Source organism: Mycobacterium sp. (genome assembly GCF_035314905.1).
In the GTDB taxonomy this organism is placed as follows: domain Bacteria; phylum Actinomycetota; class Actinomycetes; order Mycobacteriales; family Mycobacteriaceae; genus Mycobacterium.
The window spans coordinates 1-23,470 of the sequence record NZ_DATFYW010000181.1; the positions used below are offsets into that span (position 1 = coordinate 1).

The 23,470-nt window shown below is 66.5% G+C and carries 21 protein-coding genes and 1 pseudogene; 12 read left to right on the forward strand and 10 right to left on the reverse strand.

The features are described from left to right. The first annotated feature begins 60 nt into the window (after positions 1 to 60). From VKG81_RS15635 to bluB, 5 genes are all read left to right on the forward strand, one after another. Positions 61 to 1,470 (forward strand): sugar porter family MFS transporter, encoded by a 1,410-nt coding sequence (locus VKG81_RS15635; protein WP_324397453.1) that lies wholly within the window; start codon positions 61 to 63, stop codon positions 1,468 to 1,470. Between the two features lie 127 nt (positions 1,471 to 1,597). Beyond that, on the forward strand, positions 1,598 to 2,785 hold the full coding sequence (gene nagA / locus VKG81_RS15640) for an N-acetylglucosamine-6-phosphate deacetylase (RefSeq protein ID WP_324397455.1): 1,188 nt from the start codon (positions 1,598 to 1,600) through the stop codon (positions 2,783 to 2,785). A 237-nt stretch (positions 2,786 to 3,022) separates the two neighbouring features. Further along, positions 3,023 to 3,505 (forward strand): carboxymuconolactone decarboxylase family protein, encoded by a 483-nt coding sequence (locus tag VKG81_RS15645; RefSeq protein WP_324397457.1) that lies wholly within the window; start codon positions 3,023 to 3,025, stop codon positions 3,503 to 3,505. Positions 3,506 to 3,535: 30 nt separating this feature from the next. Continuing rightward, positions 3,536 to 4,162 (forward strand): nitroreductase family protein, encoded by a 627-nt coding sequence (locus tag VKG81_RS15650; RefSeq protein ID WP_324397458.1) that lies wholly within the window; start codon positions 3,536 to 3,538, stop codon positions 4,160 to 4,162. 100 nt (positions 4,163 to 4,262) lie between these two features. After that, positions 4,263 to 4,931 carry a 5,6-dimethylbenzimidazole synthase gene (gene bluB, locus VKG81_RS15655; RefSeq protein ID WP_324397460.1) on the forward strand — a complete coding sequence of 223 codons (669 nt, stop codon included), beginning with the start codon at positions 4,263 to 4,265 and terminating at the stop codon, positions 4,929 to 4,931. 28 nt (positions 4,932 to 4,959) lie between these two features. Here the strand turns inward: bluB and VKG81_RS15660 are convergent, their stop codons facing one another. The 4 genes from VKG81_RS15660 to VKG81_RS15675 all read right to left on the reverse strand — a co-directional run bounded on the left by VKG81_RS15660 (position 4,960) and on the right by VKG81_RS15675 (position 8,794). After that, entirely contained in the window at positions 4,960 to 5,895 is a 936-nt protein-coding gene (locus VKG81_RS15660; RefSeq protein WP_324397491.1) for a D-2-hydroxyacid dehydrogenase family protein, read from the reverse strand. 114 nt (positions 5,896 to 6,009) lie between these two features. Continuing rightward, on the reverse strand, positions 6,010 to 7,461 hold the full coding sequence (locus VKG81_RS15665; protein WP_324397462.1) for a lipase maturation factor family protein: 1,452 nt from the start codon (positions 7,459 to 7,461) through the stop codon (positions 6,010 to 6,012). A gap of 29 nt (positions 7,462 to 7,490) precedes the next feature. Beyond that, positions 7,491 to 7,718 carry a hypothetical protein gene (locus VKG81_RS15670; protein ID WP_324397464.1) on the reverse strand — a complete coding sequence of 76 codons (228 nt, stop codon included), beginning with the start codon at positions 7,716 to 7,718 and terminating at the stop codon, positions 7,491 to 7,493. Between the two features lie 254 nt (positions 7,719 to 7,972). Continuing rightward, positions 7,973 to 8,794 (reverse strand): TIGR03621 family F420-dependent LLM class oxidoreductase, encoded by an 822-nt coding sequence (locus VKG81_RS15675; protein WP_324397466.1) that lies wholly within the window; start codon positions 8,792 to 8,794, stop codon positions 7,973 to 7,975. Between the two features lie 245 nt (positions 8,795 to 9,039). Between VKG81_RS15675 and VKG81_RS15680 the strand changes: the two genes are divergently transcribed. The 4 genes from VKG81_RS15680 (at position 9,040) to VKG81_RS15695 (ending at position 14,850) form a co-directional block, all read left to right on the forward strand. Continuing rightward, the gene (locus VKG81_RS15680) at positions 9,040 to 9,975 is read left to right on the forward strand and encodes an alpha/beta hydrolase (protein ID WP_324397468.1); all 936 of its coding nucleotides are present in this window, start codon (positions 9,040 to 9,042) and stop codon (positions 9,973 to 9,975) included. A gap of 306 nt (positions 9,976 to 10,281) precedes the next feature. Continuing rightward, positions 10,282 to 12,990, forward strand: a complete 2,709-nt coding sequence (locus tag VKG81_RS15685) for a glycoside hydrolase family 2 protein (protein WP_324397470.1) — start codon at positions 10,282 to 10,284, stop codon at positions 12,988 to 12,990. Positions 12,991 to 13,084: 94 nt separating this feature from the next. Next, on the forward strand, positions 13,085 to 13,921 hold the full coding sequence (locus VKG81_RS15690) for a MaoC/PaaZ C-terminal domain-containing protein (protein ID WP_324397472.1): 837 nt from the start codon (positions 13,085 to 13,087) through the stop codon (positions 13,919 to 13,921). Then, entirely contained in the window at positions 13,918 to 14,850 is a 933-nt protein-coding gene (locus VKG81_RS15695; protein WP_324397474.1) for an LLM class flavin-dependent oxidoreductase, read from the forward strand. Before VKG81_RS15690 ends, VKG81_RS15695 begins: the two co-directional genes overlap by 4 nt. Positions 14,851 to 14,895: 45 nt before the next feature. On the opposite strand, the gene VKG81_RS15700 is transcribed toward VKG81_RS15695, so the two are convergent. Beyond that, positions 14,896 to 15,939: a histone deacetylase gene (locus VKG81_RS15700; RefSeq protein ID WP_324397476.1), complete on the reverse strand. Its 1,044-nt coding sequence runs from the start codon at positions 15,937 to 15,939 to the stop codon at positions 14,896 to 14,898. Positions 15,940 to 16,262: 323 nt separating this feature from the next. On the opposite strand from VKG81_RS15700, the gene VKG81_RS15705 reads away from it, so the two are divergent. After that, on the forward strand, positions 16,263 to 16,658 hold the full coding sequence (locus tag VKG81_RS15705; protein ID WP_324397478.1) for a PaaI family thioesterase: 396 nt from the start codon (positions 16,263 to 16,265) through the stop codon (positions 16,656 to 16,658). Between the two features lie 17 nt (positions 16,659 to 16,675). On the opposite strand, the gene VKG81_RS15710 is transcribed toward VKG81_RS15705, so the two are convergent. Next, on the reverse strand, positions 16,676 to 17,959 hold the full coding sequence (locus VKG81_RS15710; RefSeq protein WP_324397480.1) for a competence/damage-inducible protein A: 1,284 nt from the start codon (positions 17,957 to 17,959) through the stop codon (positions 16,676 to 16,678). A gap of 297 nt (positions 17,960 to 18,256) precedes the next feature. Between VKG81_RS15710 and VKG81_RS15715 the strand changes: the two genes are divergently transcribed. Then, positions 18,257 to 19,960 carry a DUF4407 domain-containing protein gene (locus VKG81_RS15715; protein ID WP_324397482.1) on the forward strand — a complete coding sequence of 568 codons (1,704 nt, stop codon included), beginning with the start codon at positions 18,257 to 18,259 and terminating at the stop codon, positions 19,958 to 19,960. Positions 19,961 to 20,180: 220 nt separating this feature from the next. Here the strand turns inward: VKG81_RS15715 and VKG81_RS15720 are convergent, their stop codons facing one another. From VKG81_RS15720 to VKG81_RS15735, 4 genes are all read right to left on the reverse strand, one after another. Beyond that, positions 20,181 to 20,921, reverse strand: coding sequence for a glucose 1-dehydrogenase (locus tag VKG81_RS15720; RefSeq protein WP_324397484.1), 741 nt, complete (start codon positions 20,919 to 20,921; stop codon positions 20,181 to 20,183). Positions 20,922 to 20,931: 10 nt separating this feature from the next. Further along, positions 20,932 to 22,038, reverse strand: a complete 1,107-nt coding sequence (locus tag VKG81_RS15725; protein WP_324397486.1) for a diacylglycerol kinase — start codon at positions 22,036 to 22,038, stop codon at positions 20,932 to 20,934. Between the two features lie 91 nt (positions 22,039 to 22,129). Continuing rightward, positions 22,130 to 22,576: an ATP-binding protein gene (locus tag VKG81_RS15730; protein ID WP_324397488.1), complete on the reverse strand. Its 447-nt coding sequence runs from the start codon at positions 22,574 to 22,576 to the stop codon at positions 22,130 to 22,132. Between the two features lie 32 nt (positions 22,577 to 22,608). Next, a complete protein-coding gene (locus VKG81_RS15735; RefSeq protein ID WP_414685295.1) occupies positions 22,609 to 22,941 on the reverse strand; it encodes an STAS domain-containing protein in 333 nt (110 codons plus the stop codon). Between the two features lie 401 nt (positions 22,942 to 23,342). Here VKG81_RS15735 and VKG81_RS15740 point away from each other — a divergent pair. After that, a pseudogene (locus VKG81_RS15740) lies at positions 23,343 to 23,470 on the forward strand (nitronate monooxygenase); the annotation flags it as partial.

A 23,470-nucleotide genomic window follows, 5' to 3' on the forward strand; every position in this document is an offset into this window, starting at 1 on the left:
GGTCGGCTCTGACAGCGGCGGCATTACTCTTGACCAAATCGCCTCGAGAGGGCCTTCGCGATGGTGGGGATCGGCGCACTGCGACTGTCGCCGCGGCCGGGGTTTTGGGTGGGGGTCACCGCGGCAAGCGTCGGCGTCATCTACGGCTACGACCTGTCCAACATCGCGGGCGCCCTGCTGTTCGCCGCCGATGAATTCGGTATGACGACGAGCCGCCAGGAACTTGTGACGACCGCGGTCGTCATCGGTCAGATCGCCGGGGCGATCGGGGCCGGTGTGCTCGCCAATGCGATCGGACGGCAGAAGTCGATGCTGTTGGTGGCGGCCACCTATGCCGCGTTCGCGCTGCTCAGCGCGGCGTCTGTGTCGGTTCCGATGCTGGTGGGAGCTCGGTTTCTGTTGGGCCTGACAATTGGCGTCTCGGTGGTGGTTGTGCCGGTCTTTGTTGCCGAGTCCGCACCGGCGAAGGTACGTGGTTCATTGCTCGTCGCATACCAGGTCGCGACGGTCGTCGGAATCATCATCGGTTACCTCGCGGCGTACGTGCTGGCCGGCTCGCACAATTGGCGATGGATGCTCGGCTTGGCCGCCCTACCCGCGGCGCTGACCGTGCTGGTGTTGTGGCGGATGCCCGACACCGCTCGCTGGTATGTGCTCAAGGGACGTCTGCGGGATGCGCGCCGAACCCTGCAGCGGGCCGACCCCGACGCGGACATCGAGGCAGAACTTGATGAGATCACCCGCGCGCTCGCAGAGCAGGGCGGTGGCGTGCTCACCGAAATGCTGCGCCGGCCCTACCTGCGGGCGACCGTCTTCGTGGTGACACTCGGCTTCTTCATCCAGATCACCGGCATCAACGCGATCGTCTATTACAGTCCGCGCCTTTTCGAGGCGATGGGTTTCAAAGGCCGCTTCGCGCTTCTCGTGTTGCCCGCACTGGTACAGGTCGCGGCCCTGATCGCGGTGTTGGTGTCGCTCGCACTGGTGGACCGGCTGGGTCGCCGACCGATTTTGTTGTCCGGCATAGGCGTGATGATCGCGGCTAACGCTGTGCTTATCGGGGTCTTCCTCTTCGGTGCCGATTTCGGCGGCGCGCTTACGGTATTGGGCTTTTTGGGAGTGTTGCTCTTTACGGTCGGCTTCACGTTCGGTTTTGGTGCGCTGGTGTGGGTCTATGCGGGCGAGAGCTTCCCCGCCCGGTTACGCTCGATGGGCTCGAGTGCAATGCTCACATCGGATCTGGTTGCGAATTCGATTGTCGCCGCGTTCTTCCTGTCGATGCTTCAGCGGCTCGGTGGGGCTGGCACTTTCGCGGTGTTCGGTGTGCTCGCCGCGGCGAGCTTCGCGTTCGTCTACCGCTTCGCGCCGGAAACGAAAGGCCGCCAGCTGGAAGACATCCGGCACTTCTGGGAGAACGGCGGCAGATGGCCTGCCGAGCCGACGTCGGTGGCGGCTGGTGAGCAGCCGTGATCGGAGCCCGTTTGGGCTCGACGCCACAGGACGCAGTGACCACGCGGCGCTGTGCGGCAGCTCGCGGCGGCTCGCGGGGCTTTGATCCCGGGGAGCCGCGGGGGTTGTGCAGGGTGACGGAGACGTTGTGACGCTGATCTGCGCCGGCACCGCCGTGATCGACGGGCGCCTGTGCCGGCCAGGCTGGCTGGAGACCTCCGGCGCGCGGATCGTCGCGTGCGGTCAAGGCGTGCCGGCTCGGCCATCGGACGTCGAATTCGCGGATGCTGTCATGGTTCCCGGCTTTGTCGACATGCATGTGCATGGCGGCGGCGGCGCGTCCTACGCCGACGGCATCCCCGCCGACATCGTCCGGGCCGCCGCGTTCCACGTGCGGCACGGCACCACGACGACGCTGGCGAGTCTCGTCACTGCTTCGCCCGCCGATCTGCTCACCGCGGTGGGTGCGCTGGCCGTGGTGGCCGAAGCGCCGTCCCTGGCGGGCATCCATTTGGAAGGCCCGTGGCTGAGCGCCGAGCGATGCGGTGCCCACGATCGGAGGCAGCTGCGCGACCCGGACCCCGCCGAGATCGACGCGGTGCTTGCGGCCGCTGCCGGCGCCGTCCGGATGGTCACCCTGGCACCGGAACTTCATGGAGCCATCGACGCGGTGCGGCGCCTCGTGGACGCGGATGTCGTGGTGGCGCTTGGGCATACCGACGCGACCTATCACCGGACCCGTCAGGCGATCTCAGCCGGAGCCCGCGTGGGTACCCATCTGTTCAACGGGATGCCGCCGATGCACCACCGCGAGCCCGGCCCCGCGCTTGCACTTCTGGAAGATCCCCGCGCCACGGTGGAGCTCATTGCCGATGGCGTGCACCTCCATCCCGCGCTGGTGCGGTGGGTCATCGACGCCGCGGGGCCGGACCGGGTGGCGCTGATCACCGACGCGATAGCCGCGGCGGGCTCGGCCGCCGGTTCGTTCCGGCTCGGCGGGCTCGACGTCGAGGTCGTCGCGGGCGTGCCCCGGGTACGTGGCACGTCGACCATCGCCGGCAGCACCGCCACGATGGATCAGCTCTTTCGCAATGTGATGAAACGAGCTGGCCCGTCTGTCGACGACGCCCTGGCTGCGGCGGTGCAGATGACATCAACGACGCCCGCCCGCGCTCTGGGGCTCGAGCACGTCGGCACCCTTGGTGTGGGCTTCGACGCGGACCTCGTGGTTCTTGACGCGAGGCTGCAGGTGACCCATGTCATGTCCAAAGGTGTTTGGCAACCGACAGCACCCGCGCCGAAGAATGGCGCAGCCGCTCCCCCTCCCGTCCGTTGACCGGCGCCGTCCGCAGCGTTCTCACACCAGGTGAGCCGGCGCACCCTAACGGGCCAGCCTGAGCGTGTCGGGCGAACTCCTGAGGCTGGTGATGCATCTATCCTCGTCGGCCCGCGGGCCGGGAGCGAATTAGGCGGTCTCCGCAGCTGCTTGCAGGCGCAGCAGGTGCCTGGACAGCCACGACGACGATCTGGTTTGCTCAATGGGTACTTGTGTTCACCCCGCAGGAGTTCGCTCATGGCCAGGCTTGACGTGCCGGACGGTCCAGGTGGCGAGGCCGCGATGATCTGGACCCTGCGGCCGCAGCTCGGCGGTATGGTCGAACGGATGATCCGGGGGGCCTATCAACAGAGCATCCTGCCCGCCCAGGAGCGAGAGCTGGCCAGGATGCGCATCGCCCAGATCAACGACTGCGTCGCGTGCTCGGACTTCCGTGCGCCGTCGGTGCTCGACGCGGGCGTCGCGCCGGAGCTCTACGAAAACGTCGCCGCGTACGCCACCTACCCGGGCTACACACCACGACAGCGCCTCGCAATCGAGTACGCCGAGCGCTTCGCCGTTGAGCATGCCTCGATCGACGACGCGTTCTTCACGCGGCTGCGTGCGCTGTTCACCGACGAGGAGATCCTCGACCTTACGCTGTGCGTCGCCGTCTTCCTCGGCCTCGGGCGCACCTTGACCGTGCTCGGGGTCGGCCAATCCTGCGCAATCGACGTTTGAGCCACGGTCGCCGGCGGCGGGCACAACTACGTGGACATCGGGTCGGTCGACGAACTGCTCACTACGACGCGGGCCGTGCGCAAGCGCCTGGACCTGACCCGCCCGGTCGGTCGCGACGTGATCCTTGAGTGCGTCCGGATAGCGATGCAAGCGCCCACCGCAAGCAACGCGCAAGACTGGCGCTGGCTGGTGGTCACCGACGCGGACAAGCGCGCCGCCATCGCCGGCATCTATCGCAGCATCGGCGCCGAATATCTCGCGCACGCCGCCGCGAGCGCGTCCGAGCCGCAGACCCGGCGCGTGTATCGCAGCGCTCTCGAACTGACCGAGACGCTGGCCGAGGTTCCCGTCCACGTGATCCCGTGCCTGCAGCGCCGCTTCGATGGGAACAACGCGGTTGTGGCCGCCTCCGCCTGGGCTTCGATCATCCCGGCAGCCTGGAGCTTCTTGCTTGCGCTTCGCTCCCGCGGATTGGGATCGGTTTGGACGACAATGCATTTGGCTAAGGAGCAGGAGGTGGCCGAGCTGCTGGGAATCCCCGCGACGGTGACGCAGGCTGCACTGTTCCCGGTGGCCTACACCATTGGCACGGATTTTCAGCCCGCCTCCCGGCCACCCCCGGAGACCGTCACGTTCTGGAACGCCTGGGAGCGCTGATCCCGCACAGCATTCGGCATCGCCGGCGATTTTCGGCTTCTTCGCGCCGGATCGTCGCTTGAAGCCGCTGGCCCCGTCGACCGCAGGTAGGCTGCGCGCGGTGACCGACGGGGCCTATACCGAGGCTGAGCGCAGAGCCATCTACAAGGTGATGTTCGAGCGGCGGGACATGCGCCGCTTCTCGGTGAACTCGGCGGTACCGGAAGGCGTCCTGCGCCGCGTGCTCACAGCTGCCCACAGTGCACCCAGCGTCGGACTCATGCAGCCTTGGCGGTTCATCCGCATCACGGATCTCCGACGCCGGCAGGAGATCCACGCATTGGTCGACGCTGAGCGGCGTCGAACAGCGGCCGCGCTGGGAAGCCGCGAGGAGGAGTTCCTGGCTCTGAAAGTCGAAGGCGTTCTCGAATGCGCGGAGCTCCTGGTTGTGGCCCTGGGCGATGGCCGCGAACGACATGTGTTTGGCCGCCGCACCATGCCGTACATGGATCTGGCATCGGTGTCCTGTGCCATCCAGAACATGTGGTTGGCGGCCCGGGCGGAAGGTCTGGGGATGGGGTGGGTGTCACTTTTCGACCCTGATGAGCTCGCGCGGCTGTTGGCGCTACCGCAAGGTGCCGAACCCGTGGCGGTGCTGTGTTTGGGGCCGGTGCCCGAGTTCCCGGACCGGCCGATGCTGGAGATCGAACGGTGGACAACCGCACGCCCGCTCTCGGAGCTGGTCTATGAGAACGCCTGGTCGGCTGGGCGAGACGCCGGCCCGGGTTGAAGATCGTCGGCCGGCGCCGCAGCGGCACTCAGTGCTGGCGCTGATCGAGCCAATCGGAGATGGCGGCCACCGCGTCGCGGTAGAAGGTGCGGTAGTTGTGGTCGGCAACGTATCCGATGTGCGGCGTGGCAAGCACATTGTCGAGGTTTCGCAGCGGGTGCCCGGTCGGCAGCGGCTCGGTGTCGAAGACGTCGAGCGCGGCTGCGTCGATAGTCCCCGATCGAAGCGCGTCGATCATCGCCGGCTCGTCGACGATCGGCCCGCGAGATGTGTTGACCAACAGCGCCGTCGGCTTCATCACTGCCAGCTCGGCGGCGCCCACCAGGCCGGTGGTGCGCTCGCTCAGCCTCAAGTGGATGGTCAGCACGTCGGATCTGCCGAACAGTTCCTCCTTGACGACATACGTCGCGCCGGCCTCGGCTGCCGACTCCGACGTCAGGTTCTGGCTCCAGGCGATCACCTCCATACCGAAGGCGACGCCGATCCGCGCTACCCGTGCCCCGATCCGGCCGACACCCAAAACCCCGAGTACGCGGCCCGCCAGCTCGCGGCCCACCGATGTCTGCCACTGGCCATTTCGCACCGCCGCGCTCTGCGACACGATGTTGCATGAAGCCGCCAGGATCAGCGCCCACGTCAGCTCCACGGTGGACGCGAGACTGCCTCCCGTGGTCCCGACATGTATCCCCTGTTCCCTGGCCGCCGCCATGTCGATCGACGCATTGAAAGGTCCCGTGGATGCGATCATCTTCAGCCGTGGCAGTCGTTCGATGATATTGCGTGACAACGGTGTTCGCTCCCGCATCACGAACACCACGTCGAACGGGGCGAGGCGCTCGATCAGATCATCTGAATCCGAGATGTGATCGTTGAAGACGGTGATGTCGGCGCGCTCGGCCACCGGGGACCAGTCCGCCATCTCCATGGCGACGTTCTGATAGTCATCGAGGATCGCCACCTGCATCCGTGCCACTGTCCGCCTCCAACCGCGCTCCCGTTGACATCACCGCAGGCTAGCCGCCCCGATTTCGGGCGGGCAACGACCTTGCTGTCCCCATCCGGGTCGCAAACCGGGCGCTCAGTCACCGGGCTTCGGCGGGGACGCCCTCCTGAGGCTCACGGGCGGCAGGTACTCACCCAATAGACGGCGATGCCACCACGTGCGATCGCGCAGCAGCTCCTCCGCAGTGGTGAAGCGGTACCGGTAGAGCTGCGCGCGAACGTACCGTGGCGGGGACTTCGGGAAGGGGTTGCGCCGAAGCAGGCGCAGTGTCGCCGGATCGTTCTGCAGCAGGCGCTCCAGTAAGGGCCCCATCCAGCCCTGGGCGTAGCGCGAGGAGATCGCCGCGAACCACATGAGCCAGTCCAGGCGCAGATGGTACGGGGCGATTTGGGGTGGCAGCCGGCGCAGCGCACCCGGCTTGCCTTTGAATTCGTATTCCTGCCAACGCGTTCGGTCGGTGATATGGGCTTCGTCGGTGCCTTCGATCACCACCTCCTGGCGTACCCGGCTGATGCCGCCGAAGGCGCCGTAGCTGTTGACCAGGTGATAGGGGTTGTAGGACATGTTCATGTGCTGACGCTTGGAGAACAGGTTGCCCACCGGTTTGTAGCTCAGGATCACGACCAGCGCGGCGCAGGCGATGACGAGGCTCGCGAACCACGACGGCGGTGCGTGCAGCACGGGCGGCGTGGGCAGCGGCAGCAACGTTGCCGCCGAAGCGTCGTCGATCGCGCTGAAGGCCAGCATGATTGTCAGCCAGTTCAGCCACGCGAAGTTGCCCGACAGTACCAGCCACAGTTGGGTGATCACGATGATCGCTGCGGCCGCACTCGCCACTGGCTGCGGCGCGAACAGGCCGAAGGGCACGATGAGCTGCGCGAAATGGTTCCCCGCCACCTCCACCCGATGAAGGGGCTTGGGGAGGTGATGGAAGAACCAGCTCAGCGGGCCCGGCATCGGCTGTGTCTCATGGTGATAGTCCAGGCACGTCAGGTCCCGCCAGCACGGGTCACCTCGCAGCTTGATCAACCCCGCACCGAACTCAACCCGGAACAGCAGCCAGCGCACCAGCCAAATCACCAGCACCGGCGGTGCTGTCCGGTCGTTGCCGAGAAAGATCGCCAGAAATCCGGTCTCCAGCAGTAAGGATTCCCAACCGAACGCATACCAGGTCTGGCCGACGTTGACGATCGACAGATACAGAAGCCATACGACCAGCCACATCACCATCGCCGCCCACAGCGGCACCAGGTCGGCCGCACCCGCAACGATCGCCGCTGCCAGCGCCGCACCCAGCCAGGCAACGGAGGCGAAGAACCGATCGGAGTAGTGCAGCGCAAAGATGCTCGGCGTCCTGCGGAGCGACCGTTGCGCCAGAAACTGCGGCACCGGCAGCATCCCGTGCTCGCCGATGAGCGCCCGGAACTGCGTCGCGGCCACGACGAACGCAATCAGATAGACGGTCGCGACCCCGCGGTCGAGCACCAGCCTGCCGAACCAGTACTCAGGTGCGGTGAACCATCCCATGCCCGCAACTCCCCGGACGAGGACCTGACCTAGGCGGACTGGTCGCGGAGCTCACCGGCAGCGACGCGGCCGTTGAGCCACGGGTCCGACAGCACCACACGGGTGGCGCATTCTCGTTCGCCGCAGCTGCAGGCGCCGTCGGCGCGGGACTGATGAAGGTCGGCCATCCGGGCGGCCCGTCGGTTTGCCGCGGCCAGACGCAGGCGCAGCCGGGCTTCATGGTTCTCGGCCCTGGCCAGGTGGTTGCCCTGGTGCATCTCACAAAGAGGACACAGCCTTTGCGGTGTGTGGTCGACGAACGCTGCCCGACGCAGCTGGGCGCACGGGTGATCGAGTTGGCAGCACGTACAGGTGAACTTGTCCATCGCTTCCGCCTCGGTGAGGTCATCGGCAATTGCGCTTCCACCTCAACGGTGGCAGATGCCTTCGCGCGTGCGGTTCCAACACGCCGCAACAGCATCGATGAACACGGGCCGATCCCGTCGTTACAGCAGTCAACGTGGCCCGGCCATCACCGCAACTCCGGGATGATAGTTGCGAAGGTATCCGCGAGAGCCGCAGGGACACTCAAATAGGTCACGCCGTACGTCTCGCGGTATCCGCGCAGTGTGTCGGCGATTTCGCGGGCCGATCCCGACAACACGCCGGGGAGCGCCAGCAGCTTCCGATCGGGCAACCCGGGGACGAAACGGCGGACCAGTGACAGATCCGGAACCGTCGAGTTTCCTGTCGGCGCGGCCGTGATCGAGAGGTTCAACTCCAGGTCGCCGAACCGGTCACCGGCTGCCCGGCGGACCCACGCGATGCGCTCGGCAAGTGGATCAGAACCCGTCAGCCCGGCAGGGGTGCCGGTGAGTCCGATGGTGTCGGCGTGCCGCGCCGCCACGCCGAGGACTTGCTGGCCGCTACCCGCGATCAGGATTGGCACACCGGGCAGTTCGCGCTTGAGATATGACGTGATGTGTTCGAGGTGGCGAATGCGGCTCGCCGCGCCGCCGAACGGTAGCTCGGCTGCCTCGAACTCCTCGCGCACATAGCCCGCGCCGAGACCGAGTTCCAGCCGGCCGCCTGTCAACTGGCTGACCGTGGCGGCGTCCCGTGCGAGGAGGGCCGGCTTGTAGAAGCCGGCGTTGAGGACGTAGGTGCCGAGCCGCAGCGTGGTGTCCTCGGCCGCGGCGAGCAGCAAGGGCAGCGGTGCCGGTGTGTCGAGGTGGTCGCGGATGAGCAGGACATCGAATCCCAGCCCGGCGAACCGGGCGGCGGCTTTGGTCAGGACGGCGCGCGACGACGGCACGCCGGCAATGCTGACGCCGAACCGAAAAGCCCTGCTCACCAGGCAACCACGGTATCAGCGAGGGGCCGCTTGGCTGTTGCCCAGGGTCGCGACCGGAAACATGCCCAGAAACGAGGAGGCAAGCAGGAGTTTGAGGGCGGTGCCGCCGAGGCCCTACCGCGTCGTGAGGGTCGTCGCGATACTGCCGGACACGGCTGGCCCGGCGGCCGTGCGGCTCGATCGGCATTGACGTCGAATTCGCCGACATCGGGGCGGGCGCCGCCTACAATCTGCTGTCCAGAACGATGAGCCCGTATAACCCCTGGCGCCACCCATTCCGCGTGCCCCGCGTCGAGAAGCCGCGCGCGGAGGGCCGCTTTTACCTCCCCGACGGGCGGCGGCTCGGCTACGCCGAGTACGGCGACCCCTCCGGCTCGGTGGTGTTGTGGTTCCACGGCACGCCGGGCGGCCGGCGGCAGTTCCCACTGCTCGGTCGTCGCGCCGCCGAAAAGCTCGGTCTCCGCGTCGTACTGGTCGAGCGGCCGGGGTGCGGCTTGTCCGACGCTCACGTTTACGAGGCGGTAGCCGACTGGGCCACCGACATGGCCCACGTGGCCGATGCGCTCGGCGCCGAACGGCTGGCCGTGGTCGGGCTCTCCGGTGGTGGACCCTTCGCGATGGCGTGTGCCGCGGTGCCGCCGCTGGCCGGCCGGGTCGCGGCGGTAGCCGTGCTGGGCGGGGTGGTGCCGTCGGTCGGGCCGGACGCCGCCGCTACCGGCGCCATCGACTTGGCCCGCCGCTTCGCGCCGATACTGTCGGGCCTGCGGCGGCCGCTGGCCGCGCTGGTGGCCGGGGTGGTGTTGCCGATCGTTCCGCTCGGCCACTACGGCTGCCGGGCCTACGCCAGCACCACGCCCGAAGGTGACCGGCGCGTCCTCGCCGACCCCGAGATGGAAGGCATGTTCCTCGACGACCTCGTCCTTGTCGCGAGGGGTCGGTTTCAGGCCATCGTCGACGACGCCCGGCTGTTCGGCCGCGACTGGGGCTTCCGGCTCGCAGACGTCAAGGCGCCCGTCGTGTGGTGGCACGGCGACGCTGACCACATTGTGCCGCTCGGCGGCGCGCAGGCGGCGGCCGCGACCTTGCCCGACGCCGAGTTGGTCCTGCGCCCCCAGGAGAGCCACCTCGGCGGCTTCGCGGCCGCCGACGAGGTTCTCCGGTTCGTCCGTTCGTTCCTCTGAGTCGCTGTGGCCGCCGGCGCTACCCGGCGGTACGGCCACCGGAACCTTGCAGCTGATTCGCAGGTGCGCCGATCAGAGGCAAAAACGGCCGCGAGTCGCCTGGCGTACGTGGCAGACCAATCCAATCCTGGGTGCGCGTGGCGGGTGCGCGTCCCCTACTATCCGGGATGGGCCGGCGCGGGCCCTCACCATTGTTTACTGTGACGAACGGCCGGCGGCATGATGACTCGAGCGCTACGTAGCGCCGCACTGGGTGCGCGGAGTCGAAATGACGTTCTGAAGATCCTCGTCAAGATCTCCATCTCCTTGTCGCTGCTGCTGTGCGCGGGCGCCTACCCGGTTTTCGCCGGTTCTGACCCGCCGGAAAAGCTTGAGTTGGCCGACAATTGGAAACTGTCTCCTGCCGATGGGTTGTCGGCGAACGGTGCGGCGATCTCGGTTCCGGATTACGACGACTCCGCCTGGTACAAGGTCCGTCGAATGCCGGCAACCGTGCTCGAGGTTCTGCGGGAGAACAACCTCTATCCCAATTTGTACGTCGGCAAGAATCTCGTCAATGAAGTGCCGCAGGATCTCTACAAGCAGGATTGGTGGTACCGCACGACGTTTAGCGCGCCGGAGGGGCGCACGACCTACCAACTGGAGTTTCCCGGAATAAATTACCGCGGCGAGATCTGGTTGAACGGCCATCTGGTAGCCGACAGCGACCAGGTGGTGGGGATGTATAACGCTCACGAGCTCGACGTGACGCCGTGGATCGTGCCCGGGGCATCAAATACCCTGGCCGTCAAGGTCACACCCGAGCGGGCACTTCAGGACATCGACGGTGTCGAACTCGCGGACAGCTGGTACGACTGGATCAACTGGAATTACCTCGGCTATCAGGGACCCGGAAAGAATCCTGCGAATGGAAACTCGTTTGTTCCGGACCGTAACGCCGGAATCTTGAAACCGGTATATCTGAAAGCCACGGGTGCCGTGGAACTTGGTGCGGCCCTTGTGACTTCAGAACTTCCGCTGCCGCGGACCGATTCGGCCCGACTGACGATTCGGGCGAACGTACATAACTACTCTGCGCAGCCCGTTCGCGGCGTCCTTCGTGCGACGATCACCCGGCCGGGAAAACCGAGCATTCAGGTGGCTCAGCCGATCAGACTTTCCGGCGGCCAGAACCGTCCGGTGAGCTTCACGCCCGACAAGTTCGCGCAGTTGACGGTCGGGAACCCCGACCTCTGGTGGCCCTACACGATGGGCGCGCCCAACCTCTACAACCTTCGGCTGGACTTCCTGGTGAACAGCCGGCTCAGCGATTCAACCGATGTTCGTTTCGGCATCCGGCAGGTTTCACAACATCGCGACGAAGAAGACGCGCCGAACGGCGGTGACTTCTATCTCACGGTCAATGGCAAGGACTTCTTGGTACGCGGAGCGACGTACACGCCCGACCTGCTCTTCAAGTACGACCCCGACCGCGAAACCGCAATACTGCGCTACGCCAAGGACCTCGGCCTCAACATGCTGCGCCTGGAGGGCAAACTCACTAGCGAACATCTCGTCGAGACGGCCGACGAACTGGGGATCCCGCTCATGTTCGGCTGGATGTGCTGTAACCAGTGGGAGAAGTGGGACCAGTGGAACGAGGAGGATCAGCGCGTGGCACAGGACAGCCTGCGCTCGCAGATACTGATGCTTCGCGACCACGCTTCGGTTTTCGTCTGGGCCAATGGCAGCGACGGACTCCCCCCGCCCCCGATCCGCGCCAAATACAACGCGATCCTGAGGGCGTTGCATTGGCAGAACGCGACCGTGGACACGGTGTCCACCCTTGCCAAAGACAAGGATGGCGCGCCGGAATGGGACGGCATCGACATGGCGGGTCCCTACAGCTGGCGACCACCGACGTATTGGTTTAGCGGGCGCTACGGCGCCACCTCGGGTGCTACCGCCGAACAGGGCGATAACGAACATGTCCCGCCGTTCGCGAGCCTCAGGAAGTTCATTCCACCCGACAAGCTGTGGCCAATCAATGACACCTGGTATTTCCATGCCGGCTCGGACCCGAACAATGCCAGGTTGACCAGTATCAGGCGTGCGGTGGATCTCCGCTACGGTCCGTCCAACAGCGCAGAGATGTTTGCCGAAAAAGCCCAGTTGGCGCACTACGAATCCACTCGTGCCCAGTTCGAGGCGTTCGCCGCGAACGGGTGGGCAAGCCACAAGATGACGGTCTACTGGATGCTGAACAACCACTGGCCGTCCTTCTTCGGCAACCTCTTCGACTACTATCTGCGGCCCGGCGGGGCCTATTACGGCGCGAAGAAGGGTCTGCGGCCCCTGTCGGTCGTCTTCGATTCCTATGCGACAGGCGATCACCGCCAGGCGAAGATCACCGTCGTTAATCAGACCCAGAGCGACCAGAAAGACCTGCGGGTGCGCGTCCGTGTTTACGACCTGGACGGCGCCCTGCGCGATGATGGCACGGCCGACGGTGTGAGTGTGAGCTCCGGCGCGGCCGTTCAAGCCATGACCTTGCCCCCCGAAGCCGAAGACTCCGGCGTCTTCTTCGTTCGCGCTGAATTGCTCGACACCACCGGCAAGGTGGTTGCCGAGAACGTCTACTGGCAGTCTCAGCGGCCAGATGATGTCGGCGATCCGGAGAATGACCAAGCATTTGACCTTCAGCAGGTGAGCTGGGCGGACATGACCCCTGTGAACTACATGCCACCCGTGCCGCTGGACGTCACTGCCCAGCAGACCTTTGATGACGACAACAGCGGCGTCGTCATACGGCTGCACAACCCGACGGCACACATCGCGTTCTTCGAACGTGCTGAAATCACGTCCACGCCGGATGGCGACGAGATCCTGCCGATCCAGTACGACGACAACTACGTGACGGTGTTTCCCGGCGAGACAGTCCAAGTACGCGGTGTGCTACCGACGGCGGGGCAGTCCGCGAATTGGGTGAGAGTCTCGGGATACAACACCGCGCCGGTCGTCGTGCCGATCAGTTAGCCGGCGCCGTCGCAATCATCAAACGTGCCAAGGTCGCGGAGGGCATGCTGAGAACGTCGCGCGCCTGCCGACGGATCACTGACGAAAGCCGGTCATGAGCGAGATCGCGGTTGACCCCTCGCGGCACGGCCCGTTTCCGGGCCGGCTCGCGGCCGGGCGCATCGCGGCGCACGTGGCCGCCACCGGCGATGAGACCGCCGCCGTGTTGACCGGCGAGGCCGTGCCTGCCGTCTTCCCCGTCGTCCTGGCGTTTCGTGCGCAACAAGCAGCCAACGGCGACGTGCCGGCGGCCGCCTGGCAACAGGCGCGCGGCGGGGTGCACGGCGAGCACGACATCGTCTTGCATCGCCGGTTGAGCCCCGACGAGTCGCTTGACACCTGGTCAGAGATTTCGGCGGTGCGGACGACCCGGACGGGAGCCGCAGTTGTGCTTCACATTCAACAGATCGATGCCCACGGCGCGGTGGCGGTCGAACAATGGTGGACCACAGTTCTGCTCGGTTTACCGGCGATGGCGGATCTGGGATCGATGCCCGACGGTCATCGCTTGCCCGTGTCGGCCAGAAGCAGTCCCATCGGGTCGGCGACCCACCACATCGACGAGGACCTGGCCACCCGCTACGCCGAGGTGTCCGGTGACTGGTCGGCCCACCACTTCGACATCAACGCGGCGCGGGCGACTGGCTTCGACTTCGTGTTCACCCACGGCCTGTGCACGATGGCGATATGCACCCATCGGGTTCTGGCCCTCGTCGGCGTGAGCGACCCCGGCCAGGTTCGCCGGGTGGCGGTGCGGTTTGCGTCGCCGACACCCCTGGGCGCCGACCTGACGGTGAATGCCTACCGCATCAACGAACAATCGTTCGCGTTCGAGGCGGCCTGCGGCCGCGCCGCGGTCATCACCCACGGAAGATTGGAGCTGCGGTCATGACCGGTCTGGACATCGGTGTGTACGTGCCCCAGATCAGGTTCTCCTACCAGGAAGTCCTGCATCGCGCGCTGCGCTGCGAGGAGCTCGGCATTGGCTCACTGTGGCTCTACGACCACTTGTATGGCCCGGGAATGCCCGAGATGCCGTCGCTGGAAGCATGGACACTTGCCACCGCGCTGCTGAGCCGCACCGACCATCTCCGTGTCGGACATATGGTGCTTTGCAACCAGTTTCGCCACCCAGCGGTACTGGCCAAGATGGTGACGACTCTCGATCAGGTGTCGGCGGGACGGTTGCAGCTCGGCATCGGCAGCGGTTCCATCGAAGACGAGCACCGCAGGACGGGCCTGGACTGGGGTACCTTCGCTGACCGGTCCGAGCGGTTGGCGGAGACGCTGGAGATCTTGACCCAGGCCTTCGCGAATCAAGCGATCGACTTCACGGGCAAGCATTTCACCGTGCGGCAGATGCCGATCGTCCCGGGACCCGTGCAACGCCCGCGTCCTCCCATCATCGTGGGAGGAGTCGGTGAGAAGTACACGCTGCCCTTGGTCGCGCGCTACGCCGACGTGTGGAATGTGCCGACCTATGCGCTCGGCCGGCTTGAGCACAAGCTGTCGGTGCTGCGTTCGAATTGCAAAGACATTGGCCGTGATCCGGCCAGCATTGTGCTGTCGGTCGAAGCGGTGATGGCACTTGCACCCGATGATGCGTCGCTGCCGAAGACCCGCGAGATCGCCGAGCGGCGATTTGGTGGGCCCGGGTTCGGTCTGCGCGAAGGCGGCCTCGTCGGTACGGCCGGCGTCATCGTCGATCGGCTGAGGCAACTGCAGGGGATGGGTTTTCAGCAGGTGGTGTTGTTCACACACGACCGGGCATCTGACCAGACGCTCGAACTACTGGCGTCGACGGTGATACCGCAGTTGTGAGCGCCGCTACGGCGTGGCGCAGTCCCCGCATTCCACGGGCCTGGCCTACCTGAGCCCGTGCAGCTTCTTCAGCAGCGTGAGCAGGGCTGAGATGTCCGGGTCGGGCTGCGGGCCGGGCGGCGCGCCCGGCGGATCGTCCGTCGCGTCGCCGAGCAGCACGCGCGCCACGTTGCTGACGCCGTGGCGCAGCGCATCCAGGTCGTAGCCGCCTTCGAGCGCGAAGACGACCTTGCCGTCGCTGAACCGCTGCGCCATGCCCATCACTTCTTTGGCGAGATGCGAATAGCCCTTCAAGCTCAGCCGCATACCCGCGAGTGGGTCCGCCCAGTAGGCGTCGAACCCGACGGATACGAGTACCAACTGGGGGCGGAATCGTTCGGCGGCCGGCCAGAGGATCTGCTCGAAGACGGCCGCGTAATGTGTGTCGCCGCTTCCGGCCGGCAGGGGGATGTTCACCGTGTAGCCTTCGCCCGGCCCTGTGCCGATGTCGGTTGCCGCACCGGTGCCGGGATAGAACGGGTACTGGTGGGTGGAGATGTACAGCACCGATGGATCGTCGTAGAACATCGCTTCGGTGCCGTTGCCGTGGTGGACGTCGTAGTCGACGATCAGGACACGCTCGATCGCGTATTGACTGCGGGCGTAATGCGCAGCGATGGCTACGTTTCCGAGCAGGCAGAACCCCATGCCGTGATCCGGCATCGCGTGATGCCCCGGCGGCCGGATCGCCGCCAACGCGTTGTCGGCGGCTCCACCGAGCACTCGGTCCACCGCACCGACCGCGCCGCCGGCCGACAACATCGCAATAGTCAGTGCGTCCGGGCCTGCATACGTGTCGGCGTCGAGGAACGTGGTGCCCGGCGCGGCGCTGATGCGGCGCAGCAAGTCCAGGTAGTCGGCTGTGTGCAGAGCCAGCACCAGGTCTGTGTCGACGGCTTGGGCCCGCAGCGATTCCATCCGCGCGGCTAAACCGCTCTCGTCCAAGCCCCGCCAGATCGCCCGGATCCGCTCTGCCCGCTCTGGGTGTCGGGGAAAATCGTGTTCGGCGTAACGCGGATGTGTCGCGTAGATCGTCCTCGGGACCGCCATTGGGGGATGGTAACCCGGCGCACCACCCATGGCTGGCGCATTGCGATGCGCAATGAAACATTCTGGGCGGGTTCGCATTAGAGCACTCGGCGCGCCCGGGCCATTCCTTGATCGATTGTGCCTGCGATGAGGCCGCGCCTTGTCCCTGTGTCTGAACCGCGGCGCGGTCTTCGGCCATCGCGGTCACGATAGCGGCGGCCCGGAACATCCGCTCGACAGGGCTGGACACTCTAATCAGTTGGCGCGAGCGACTGCGCTGGGCAGACCGGTAATCTGATTCTCCCAAGGCGCGGCCAGCGGTCGACACTACGCGTGGAGGAACCATGACGGCCCCGAGGTCGCTGAGAGACCTGTTCGATCAACTGGGATTGCGCGAGGTGCCGTCCGGCGACGCCAGCCTGATCATGGAGATGCCCGTCGACGAGCGGGTTGTCAACACGGCCGGCGGCCTTCAGGGTGGGCTGATCGCTACCATGGCCGACGTGACGGCGGGCCAACTGGCCGCTCGGAGCACGCCGTTCGGCAACGGAATCGCGACCACCGATCTATTCATTCGGTATCTGCGGCCCATCAAGATCGGGCCGGCGCGGGCAGTGGCCAAGATCCTGCGCACGGGGCGGCGGTCCGTCGTTGTCCAGGTCGACATCTTCCGAGGCAACGACGGCGAGGTCGCGGCGACGGCGACCGTGAACTTCGCCGCCGTGGGGCAGCAGGACTGATCTCGCGCGAACGAGTCCTATCCGACCGCAGTGCCGTTCGCGCCGCTGAGTGCGCGAAGAAGTAGGTGCATGGCCACCGTCGTCGAGCGATCACGGATGTCGGCCCGATTGCCCGGCAGCCGAACGGTGCGGGTGAGCGGCTGGCCGCCGTCGAGCTTCACGCTGAAGCAGACCGTCCCGATCGGCTTGTCGTCGCTGCCGCCGCCAGGACCTGCGATCCCGGTGATCGCGACCGCGGTGTCCGCGCCGAGGCGGCGCAGCGCGCCCTCGGCCATCGCCTCGGCGACCGGCTCCGACACCGCGCCGTGCGCTTCGATCAGCGCCGGGTCGACGCCGAGCAGCTCTACCTTTGCGTCGTTGGCGTAGGCAACCACCCCGCCGGCGACGTAGGAGGACGAACCCGGCAGCTCGGTCAGGCGCGCCACCACCAGGCCCGCGGTGCACGACTCTGCGGTCGCGATACGTCTCCCGGCGAGCAGCGCTGCGACCTGGTCGTCCACACGGGAGCCGTCTTCTGAAAAGATTTCGCGTCCATGGCGCGCGCGCAGGAGTTCCATCAGCTGCGCGTACACGTCCGCGGCGTCAAGCTCGTAGCGGGTGACCATCTCGATTTCCCCCCGCCGAAGGCAGGTGGTGATCTCGAGCCGCGCGAAGTCAGCTATCCGGCCTTCGGCGTCGCGCAGCGTCTCGGCCAGGCCGGACTCGGCCAGTCCGAACATCCGCACGGTGTCCTGCCGGTATCGCGTCCGACCGGCGATCGCCTCCCGCACGGCCTCGGTCTCCACGGCGGCCCGCCACATCGGCTGAAGCTCGCGCGGCGGCCCCGGCAGCACGACGATTGTCGGCTTGCCGGGAACGACCACCCCGGGTGCGGTTCCGACCGGGTTGATGACGTCGGCGCCGGACGGAATCATCGCCTGCTTGCGGTTGGCGGCGCGCAGGGCATCGAAGTCGACATCGGCGAAGCGCGCCATCAGGCGCCTCAGGATCTCGGAGATGGTGTTCTCCAGCTCAGCGTCCAATACCAGTTCGCGGCCGCAGAACCGCGCTACGGTCGCGACCGTCATGTCGTCAGCGGTCGGCCCGAGCCCGCCGCTCGTGACGACGAGGTCCACACCCTCTTCTGCCAGGAAGCGCAGCTGCGCCTCGATGTCGCGCGGCCTGTCGCCGCAGATCGTGATGTGCGCAAGCTCGACCCCGAGCTCGAGGAGACGGTCGGCGATCCACGGACCGTTCCGGTCCTGGACCCGTCCGGTCAACACCTCGGTGCCTGTCACGACGATCCCCGCGCGTGCGCTCACCGGCAAGAGATTACGCATGGTTGGCCGCTACGATGGAGCTCGGCGTGGGTGCCCCTCCCTCGCGCTGGTGGCGTTCGGCACCGCTGGTTTCCCACTCGGCGACGCGGCGCGAAACAACCAAAGACTCTGCGAAATACCTACTTTCGGCAAACCAGCACGCCTGTGAGAGAATTCGCCTATCGCACCCCCGCACCGGCGCGGTAGGACTGTGAACCGCGCCACACACCGATTTCCCGATTCGGTGTGTCGCGTGGTGTCCTGTCAGGCTGAGTGAACCTGGAGATGTCTGGAGTGCCCATGTGCGCCGAAAAAGAGCGCGAACACCCCCCTGCCGGTTCTCGCGTTGAAGCGGTGCTGACCTGGCTCGGCGGTGGAGACCGGCGTGAGCTCGCGGAGCGTCACGAGCGGTCCAGCCACGCGATCGCCGGCGTGGTCGTGCTGCTGGACGCCACGCTGGCCTGGCTCGTCGCGGCCCTGGCGGTGGCCGGATCGACACACTGGCCGACGCCGGCGGTCCTCGCGATCACCCTCGTCTTCGGGATACTCGTCGGCGCGGTGACCCGCGCCACCGCCGCGGGCCCGGCGCGGGGCTGGCCTTCGATCGGCGGACGCGGTGCCGTCGGGGTGGCTGTCGGTGTGGTCGTCGGACAGCTCGCCGCGCTGGTCGTCCTGTGGGGCTCGATCGATCGTCGCCTCGATGAGCAGGCAGCCCGCAACGCCGGCTCCGCGCCGGCCGTCTTGCAGGCTTCTGCCGATTTCGACCGCACACGTGCCGCTCGCGCGGCGCTGGACAACGCGGTCGGGCAGGCTCGCGGGCACCGTGACGAAGCGCTGGTCGTCGCACGCTGCGAGTACAACCCCACACCGGCCTGCCCCCAGACCCGCATCACCGGAGTCCCGGGCGCCGGCCCCGAAACGCGAACCGCGAACGACCTCCTCGCCGATGCGCAGCGGGAACTCGACGACGCGTTGGCCGCCCGTGACCGCGAGGCGCCCGGGCTTGACGCCGGGATCGCCGGCGGTGAGCAGGCGCTTGCGCAGGCACGACAGACCGCGATCGCCGGCGCGGATCGAGGCCTGGGCGCACGCTGGCTCGCGATGCACGACGGGATGCCCGCCGCGGGTGTGCTTTTCCTGCAGTTGGTCATGATCGGATTCTTCGCCCTGCTGAGCCTGCTGCCGCTGATCATCCGGCTCTGGCGCGGCGAGACCACGCACGATCGCAGCACCGCCGCACGAGCGGAGCGCGACCAAGCCGAGCAACAGGCCGATACCGCGATCGCGGTCAAGCGTGCGCAGGTTCGCGCTGCCGCCGAAGCACTGTGGGCCGAGCAGCAGCTGGCCACTGCCCGCCTCGCCGTCGAGGCCCAGACCGAAATCGACCGGGCTCGGTATCGGCGTCAGGTCGCCGAGGCGCTGCAGGGTCGGGTCCACGCCACGTCGCGGCGGGAACCAGAGACCGTCGATGAGGACATCTACCTGCCGATCGCCGCCGAAGCGGAAGCCGCCAGCCGGGCAGCCGCGGCCGCGGACGAGCCGGAGAATCTGCCCGCACGGGTTCACCCCGCAGATCAGCACGGTGGCGACGGCGGCTCCCCGCTCGTGCCGTCGATTCCGGAGGTGGCCAAGGCCGCTGCGCGCTGGATCCGTCCGCTGGTGCCGCCCTTTGTCGCCCGCGCGGTCGACACCACGACCCAGCCATTGCGTGCCGCCCGCCAGGTCTTCGAAGAGGTCGAGGAGATCACGTTCACGCTCAAGCGGACCCACAAGGTGACTGTTCACTCCGAGCAGGACACCGACCTGCCGCGGCAACCGCGGTCCGTGGCAGCCGACACGCGGGTCGATGCCAGCCGGGCGGACTCGTCAATCGTCGGGACCCCGGACGCGGGTCACGATCCGCCGTTGGGGATGGCCGGCCGTGAGCGCGGTTCGGAGTTGACGCAACGCGACGGGCCGCGCGAATTACCTCGCGGCCGGCGTCAATTGCCGCCCGCCGAGTAGCTCACCGGCGATGCCGATGCGGCGTTTCGCATGGCCCGGAACCGGATTCGCGCGCCGCGGTGCGGCATCAGGATCACCAGCTGCGCCGCGTTCCAGGCGGCAAACGAGATGCGGCTCGATTGATCGTCGTGGCGTTCCTGACGTTCATCGGCAGGGACGCCACCGGCATTCGCTTCGGCACCGAAGAAAGCGCTTATCCTGCGACCTACGGTGGCCGACGCTAGAACGACTTGCGGTTGACGTCGGCCACCACGCCGCCGTCCATCACGAATTCGCTTCCTGTCGCGTAGGACGACTCGTCACTGGCGAGAAAGAGCACGAACGTCGAAACCTCTTTGGGTTCGGCGGGACGTCCGAGCGGAACGGTCACCATGTCTTCGGGTAGGTGCTTCGTCATCGGCGTGCGGATGAAACCCGGATGAATCGAGTTGACTCGAATGTTCTGTGGTGCCAACTCGAGCGCCGCGGACTTGGTGAGACCCCGAACGGCCCACTTGGAGGCCACATACGCGTGCACCCACGGGGCGCCGCGCAACCCCTCGATGGACGAGACGTTGATGATCGAGCCGCCGCCGGCGGCCGTCATCGGGTCGATGGCCGCCTGCATGCCCAGCAGGGTGCCGGTCAGATTGACGTCGAGGACCTTCTGCCACTTGGCCAGGTTGATCGTCTTGAGTGGACCGAGGCTGACGATGCCCGCGTTGTTGACCAGGACGTCGAGTTTCCCGAATTCCCCGACCGCCGTCGACACGGCCGCTTCCCACAGATCCGGCTGGGTGACATCGAGGTGCACATAACGGGCCGCCTCGCCCAGCTCATCGGCCAGTGCTTTGCCTTCGTCATCGAGGATGTCACCGATCACCACCTTGGCGCCCTCCGCCACGAGCAGTTGTGCGTGCGAAGCACCCATGCCGCGGGCGCCGCCACTGATGAGTGCAACTTTTCCGTCCACGCGTCCCATGACGGGCAGGCTACCGCACGCCACCACGAGAACTAGAACCTGTTCCAATTGCGTACAGGCCCTTTCCCGTCACCAACGGCAGATCCAGTGTTGTCCTGATTCCCGGCGGTGCCGCCACCACCGCCGGGATGGCGTTGACGATCCGCCCCGCCGCGCCGACGATGGCGGCGTGATTGTGGTCGCCCTTGCGGCTGCTGGGGCAGATGTCCACCGCGTAGGACGGCTCCCCGACGATCTCGACCCGGTAGGAGCCGCCGGGTTGGGCGGGCTGGGGCCAATCGGGCCGTAGGTCCTCCCGCAATCGCGTGACATGTTCGACGACGATGGCGGATCGACCATCGACGATGCCTCGGATTTCGAATCGCATCGCTGCGACGCTGCCCTTCGGTATGTGTCCTGCGGCGATGTCGAAGGCCTCCGGAGCAGGCTCTCGGACGTATGAATCGGTTATCTCGTCGAGGGTGATCCCCAGTCCCGCCGCCATCTGCCGGATGGCGCACCCCCACGCGATGCTCAGCACACCGGGCTGCAGCAGCATCGGCACCTCGTCGAGCGGCTTGCCGAAGCCCATGACGTCGAACATGACGGTGGCCCCGTCGTAGGTGGCGTAATCGGCGATCTCCATACAGCGCACCTGCTCGATGCTCTGGCACGTCCCCGCCAGCGCGAGCGGGATCAGGTCGGTCGCGAACCCGGGATCGACGCCGCTGACGAACAAGCTCGAATCGCCTTGCCGCGCCGCCTCTTGCAGCGGTGAAATGTACTGATCCGGCAGCACCTGCCAGGGATACTGCAACACCACCGGCGCGGAGCCCACAACGTTGATGCCCGACGCCAGGATGCGCCTGCAGTCCTCGAGTGCGTGAGGCATCCGGTTGTCACCCATCGCGCAGTAAACGGCGCATTCGGGTTTGGCGGCAAGCACGGCTTCCAGGTCGTTGGTGGCGGCGATCCCGGTGAAGACGTCCAGACCGGCGAGCTCGCCGGCGTCTGCGCCTACCTTGGCATCGGACGACACGCACACGGCGGTCAGTTCGAACGCGGGATTCGTGACGAGTTCGGTCAACGCCAGCCGACCGACATTCCCGGTGCCGATGTGGGCGACGCGGATGGCCACGCGTGTCTCCTCACGAGGGATGGCCGCTATCTGTCGGGCGACACCGTAGCAAGTTCACGCCGGGCCGGTCAGCGCATTCCGCGAGGCGACCTCAGGGCCGGGGAACGCCGCGCCACTCCAGGCGGACCTGCGTACCGCCAGATAAGGTTTCGATCGTCGTCCGATCCGAAAGCGCCCTCATCAAAGGGATTCCGCGGCCACGGGCGCGGGTGTCGGCGCCTCGACCCGGGATGCGCCACAACCCGTTGTCGGAAACTACGACCGTCAATCTCGCGCCGCCTGTGTCGTAGCGTGCCTGCAGATCCTTCGTGCCCGGGCGGTCGGCCAGCAGGTAGGCGAACTCCGCGGCGTTGGCCAACGCTTCGTTGATCGCCAGCACGACGTCGCTTGTCCGTATCGGATCGAGATCGAAGAACTCGTGCAGCCATCGGGCGAACTCTTCCCTGGTGCGCGCAGCGCTTCCCGCGTCGGCGGCAATCCCGATGCGCTCGAAGCGCTCAGCATTGGCGACATCGGCCGAAGACATGGAATCGATCATGGCAGTTGTCTGAATAACCGTCGATGCGCGTTCTATGCCTTCGGGCCTGCCAGCGCCTCGTCGAGCGTGGGATACACCGTGACGATGTCGGCGATGCCGACGAGCTTGAGCGGGCGACTTGTGGCCGGCCCGTCGGCGACCACACAGAAGTCGACGTTTGGGGTCACCTCGTCGTGCACGGCCACGAGAACGCCCATTCCGGCCGACGCCAGGAACTCAACGGCGGAGAAATCGACAACGAGTGCCGCGGGGTCTTTGCCCAGGGCCGAGCGGATGGCCTCCTCGAGCGCAGGTGCGCTGAGCATGTCGATGTCACCGGATGCAGACACGACGACGGTGCGGTCGATCCACCGTTCGGTCACCACGCAGTTCGTCGGTTGGGACGCAGCCGCGGCGCTCCCGGTGGTCGCTTCACTTTGTTGATTCAACGTTCACCTCTGGTCGGGTACGCGGTTCGCGACAGACGACGCGCGCACTCATGTCGCGCTCGCGAGGCTGCGGGCTGAACCTGGCAAGAGCTGAATTTTGATCGATGCCGAACTTAGCCTACGTCGGTCACGCGGGTGACGGGCTTCACCGGACGCAACGCCCCCAGATTAGACGAGAACGCGACGGCCTACCGGCCGTCGGTCAGGGTCAGCAGGGCCACGTCGTCGTCTGGGGTAGGCCCACGCACCAAATTGGCGGCCCGGATACCTTCTGGGCCGGCCGAGTTATAAACTAGAACACGTTTCAGTTCGCCTACCGCCCCATCAAAGGAGCAGGCATGCACACACCGCTATGCGACGAGCTCGGGATCGAGTTTCCGATTTTCGCCTTCACACACTGCCGCGACGTCGTCGTCGCGGTGAGCAAGGCTGGTGGCTTCGGGGTGCTCGGCGCGGTCGGCTTCAC